This window comes from Mesorhizobium sp. M7A.F.Ca.CA.004.04.2.1 (assembly GCF_004022825.1).
GTDB lineage: Bacteria > Pseudomonadota > Alphaproteobacteria > Rhizobiales > Rhizobiaceae > Mesorhizobium.
In genome coordinates this window covers 1-3,569 of record NZ_RZPH01000640.1, presented here as the reverse complement: position 1 = coordinate 3,569, position 3,569 = coordinate 1, and the positions used below count along the sequence as shown (strand labels likewise).

The 3,569-nt window shown below is 64.4% G+C and carries 4 protein-coding genes and 1 tRNA gene; 2 read left to right on the top strand and 3 right to left on the bottom strand.

Features of this window, described 5'->3' with window-relative positions; genetic code table 11:
* From EN893_RS24370 to EN893_RS24360, 3 genes are all read right to left on the bottom strand, one after another.
* Nucleotides 1-150, bottom strand: a 150-nt coding sequence (locus tag EN893_RS24370; protein ID WP_164901066.1) for an ABC transporter permease, incomplete at its 3' end; no start/stop codon positions are given.
* Nucleotides 147-860, bottom strand: coding sequence for an ABC transporter ATP-binding protein (locus EN893_RS24365; RefSeq protein ID WP_127268496.1), 714 nt, complete (start codon nt 858-860; stop codon nt 147-149). The genes EN893_RS24365 and EN893_RS24370, both read right to left, overlap by 4 nt.
* A gap of 4 nt (nt 861-864) precedes the next feature.
* Nucleotides 865-2,157 carry an efflux RND transporter periplasmic adaptor subunit gene (locus EN893_RS24360; RefSeq protein WP_127268497.1) on the bottom strand — a complete coding sequence of 431 codons (1,293 nt, stop codon included), beginning with the start codon at nt 2,155-2,157 and terminating at the stop codon, nt 865-867.
* Between the two features lie 100 nt (nt 2,158-2,257).
* On the opposite strand from EN893_RS24360, the gene EN893_RS24355 reads away from it, so the two are divergent.
* A complete protein-coding gene (locus tag EN893_RS24355) occupies nt 2,258-3,166 on the top strand; it encodes a PhzF family phenazine biosynthesis protein (RefSeq protein ID WP_127268498.1) in 909 nt (302 codons plus the stop codon).
* Between the two features lie 106 nt (nt 3,167-3,272).
* A tRNA-Lys gene (locus tag EN893_RS24350) sits at nt 3,273-3,348 on the top strand.
* Nucleotides 3,349-3,569: the final 221 nt, after the last annotated feature.

Genomic DNA, 3,569 nt, shown 5'->3' with positions numbered 1-3,569 from the left:
GGCCTTGACCTTTGCTGTGGTGCCCGAGCCGATGGTGAGCATGGCGATGACGGCGGCAACGCCGATGACGATGCCGAGCAGCGTCAGGAACGAGCGCAGCACATTGCGGCGGATCGAGCGCAGCGAGAGGCGGACGGTTTCCCAGATCATGGCTGTGCGATCTCCAGCTTCCTGGAATCCGAAGCGACATGGCCGTCGAGGAAGCGGATTGTGCGTTCGGCATATTCGGCGACGTCGGCCTCATGCGTGACCATGGCGATGGTCAGGCCAAGCTCGGTGTTGAGCCGGGTGAGCAGCTCCATGATCTCGTGCGTGCGGGCGGTGTCGAGATTGCCGGTCGGCTCGTCGGCGACGAGGAGTGTCGGACGCGTGACGATGGCGCGCGCGATCGCCACGCGCTGCTGCTGGCCGCCGGACAGCTCGGCCGGCGTGTGGTGCTCGCGGCCGACAAGGCCGACCTCCGCCAGCGCCTGCATGGCAAGGTCTCGGCGCTCGCGCGCGGCAACACCCCGATAGATCAGCGGCAGTTCGACATTTTCGGCTGCCGTGGTGCGGGCCAGCAGATTGTAGCCCTGGAAGACGAAGCCGACATAAAGGTTGCGCAGCATGGCGCGGCGGTTGCGGTCGAGCCGGCCGGCGTCGATGCCCATGAAGGAATAGGTTCCGGCCGTCGGCGTGTCGAGGCAGCCGATGATGTTCATCGCCGTCGACTTGCCGGAGCCGGATGGACCCATGATGGCGACGAATTCGCCACGCCGGATCGCTAGATCGACGCCGGCCAGCGCATGCACCTTGGCCTCGCCCTGGCCGTAGCTCTTCCAGACCTTGTCGAAGGTGATGAGGGTCGCGCCCGCAGCCACGGCATCAGCTCCGCTGCTGCGACGCGGTGATGATTTGTGCGCCTTCATCCAGGCCAGAGATGATCTCGGTCAGTTCGCCGTCGGTGGAGCCGATCTTGACATTGACCGGGTGCGGACGCCCGTTCTCCAGCACGTAGAGTATGCGCGAGCCGTCGGTGGGCACTGTGGCGGCCTGGCGCTGGCGATTGCCGCCGGGGCGCCCCATGCGGCCGGTGAACAGGTCGCTCAGGCTCCAGCCGCGGGCGGCCTGCTGCGCCGGGCGATAGCGGAAGGCGGTGGCGGGTACGGTGAGCACGCCCTTGGCCTGTTTTGTGACGACCGAAACGGTGGCGGTCATGCCGGGCCGCAGCAACAGTTCGTTGTTGTCGACCTCGAGCCGCGCATTGTAGGTGACGACGCCGTCGGTGGTGACCGAGGCATAGGAGATGTCGCGGATCTCGGCATCGAACGGCCGCTCGGGGAACGCATCCACGGTGAAGCGGGCATGCTGGCCTGACTTGACCGCGCCGATGTCGGCCTCGTCGACCGCCGCCACCAGTTCCATGTTCCTGAGATCGGCGGCGATGATGAACAGCACCGGCGCCTGCAGCGAAGAGGCGACCGTCTGGCCGGGATCGACCGAGCGCGTCAGCACGATGCCGTCGATCGGCGCATAGATGGTGCTCTTGGCAAGGTCGGTCTGCTGCGCCTTGAGGTCGGCCTGGGCGATGGCGAGGTTGGCCTGCGCGCTGTCGAGCGCTGCCTTGGAACGGTCGCGCGTGGCGGTTGCTGCTTCAAGCGACTGGTCGGTCGCCATGCCGCGCCTGGTCAGTTCGGCGGCGCGCACCAGCGCCTTCTCGTTTTCGGCCAGCGTAACCGTGGCGTCCTCGACATTGGCGGCGGCGGCCTTGGCCGAAGCTTCGGCGCGCTCGATCTGGACTTCGAGTTTCACCGTATCGAGTGTCGCCAGCACGTCACCCTTCTTGACCTGCTGGTTCTCCTCGGCCGAGACCGAGCGGATGATGCCGGACAGTTCGCTTGAAATGTCGACCTGGGTAAGGGGCTGTAGCGTGCCGGTCGCCGACACCGCGACGGTGAGGTCGGCCTTGGCGGCAGGCACGGTGGTGTAATCGATCCTGGCCGGCGAGCCGGCATACCACTGATAGACGCCAAGCCCGGCAGCGAGCACGATCAACGCCAGCAGCGCATAGAGCCAGCCGCGCCGGCGCGATTTGCGCCGACCCGTTCTGTCGAGCCCAAGCGCCGTCTCGATGGCGGAATCCGATTCCGTCTTTGGCAGATTGACAATCTGGTCCACGCTGGACCCCTATAATGCGTAATATCCCGTCTGTGCACAGATCAGGCTTACTGGTTCAAATATCAAATTAAATTTCGCCCATGTTGGGATTGAGGCAGGAATGAAAACCCGGAATTACTTGCTCTACGATGTGTTTACGACCGAGCGACTGGCCGGCAATCCCTTGGCCGTCGTGCTGGACAGCAAGGGATTGGACACGGCGGCGATGCAGGCCATCGCGCGCGAATTCAATCTGTCGGAATCGGTGTTCGTGCTGCCGCCGGACAATCCCAAGCACAGAAACCGCATTCGCATCTTCACGCCCGACTATGAAATGCCGTTCGCCGGCCATCCGACGGTCGGCGCCGCGATCGCGCTGGCCGAACTGGCTGAGGAGGGCGGCGCCGGCATCTTCGTGCTGGAGGAAAACATCGGCCCGGTGCGGTGCGCCGTCAGCAAGCATGACGGCAACACTTTTGCCGAGTTCGACCTGGCGAAGCTGCCGGAGCCGCTGAAGCTCGAAGCCGATCCGGAGGCGATCGGTGCGGCGCTTGGGCTGACGCCGCACGAGATCGGCTTCGAGAATCACCGCGTCGCGTTCTGGTCGGCCGGCGTGCCCTACGTCACCATTCCAGTTGCCAATCTCGAGGCGGCGGGCCGCATCCGGCTGGACAACCAGGCCTGGTCGGAACTGGCGCCGCGCAAGAGCGAGTGGGCCTTCGCCAGCCCCTATGTCTACTGCCGCGAGACGGTGAACCACGAAAGCGCCTTCCATGTGCGCATGATCGTGCCCGGCACGCCTTCCTACGAGGATCCGGCGACCGGCTCGGCGGCTGCGGCCTTTGCCGGCGCCATCATGCATTTCGACGCGCCGACCGACGGCATTTCGCAGCTGTGGATCGAGCAGGGGCTGGAGATGGGCCGGCCTTCGCGCATCCGCCTCGAACTGACCGTGCAAGGCGGAAAACTGGCCTCGGCGCGTATTGGCGGCAACGCGATCAAGGTGGCGGAGGGCAAGCTGTTCATCTGATCGAACGCATGCTCGGTCGATTTGTCGGGAAATGATTCCGGCAGGGCTGGACAGGACCGGTGGTGGCGGCTATATGCCCGCCAACGCCGGTTTTTGCCGGCCGAGTGGGTGCGTAGCTCAGTTGGTAGAGCAGCTGACTCTTAATCAGCGGGTCCACAGTTCAATCCTGTGCGCACCCACCAAATTCCTAGAAGAGTTGGTGGAAAGACCCTCAAAGCGAGACGCGTTTGGTGCGTCTCGGGCAGGCTGTCTGACCGTGATTCTTTAACCGCGCTATCCGGATCTCGTGGCGATTCAGCCGCGTTGAAAAATGCGGCTCAGAAACCGGCCGAGTCGAAAAGCAATGCTCTTTTCCCCGACTGCAGCTTCGTTGGCGCCAATTCCGTCTTTTCCCCCGGAGAAA

Coding starts and splice junctions, on each gene's coding strand:
- EN893_RS24355 (WP_127268498.1), top strand. CDS start 2,258: ATGAAAACCCGGAATTACTTGCTCTACGATGTGTTTACGACCGAGCGA.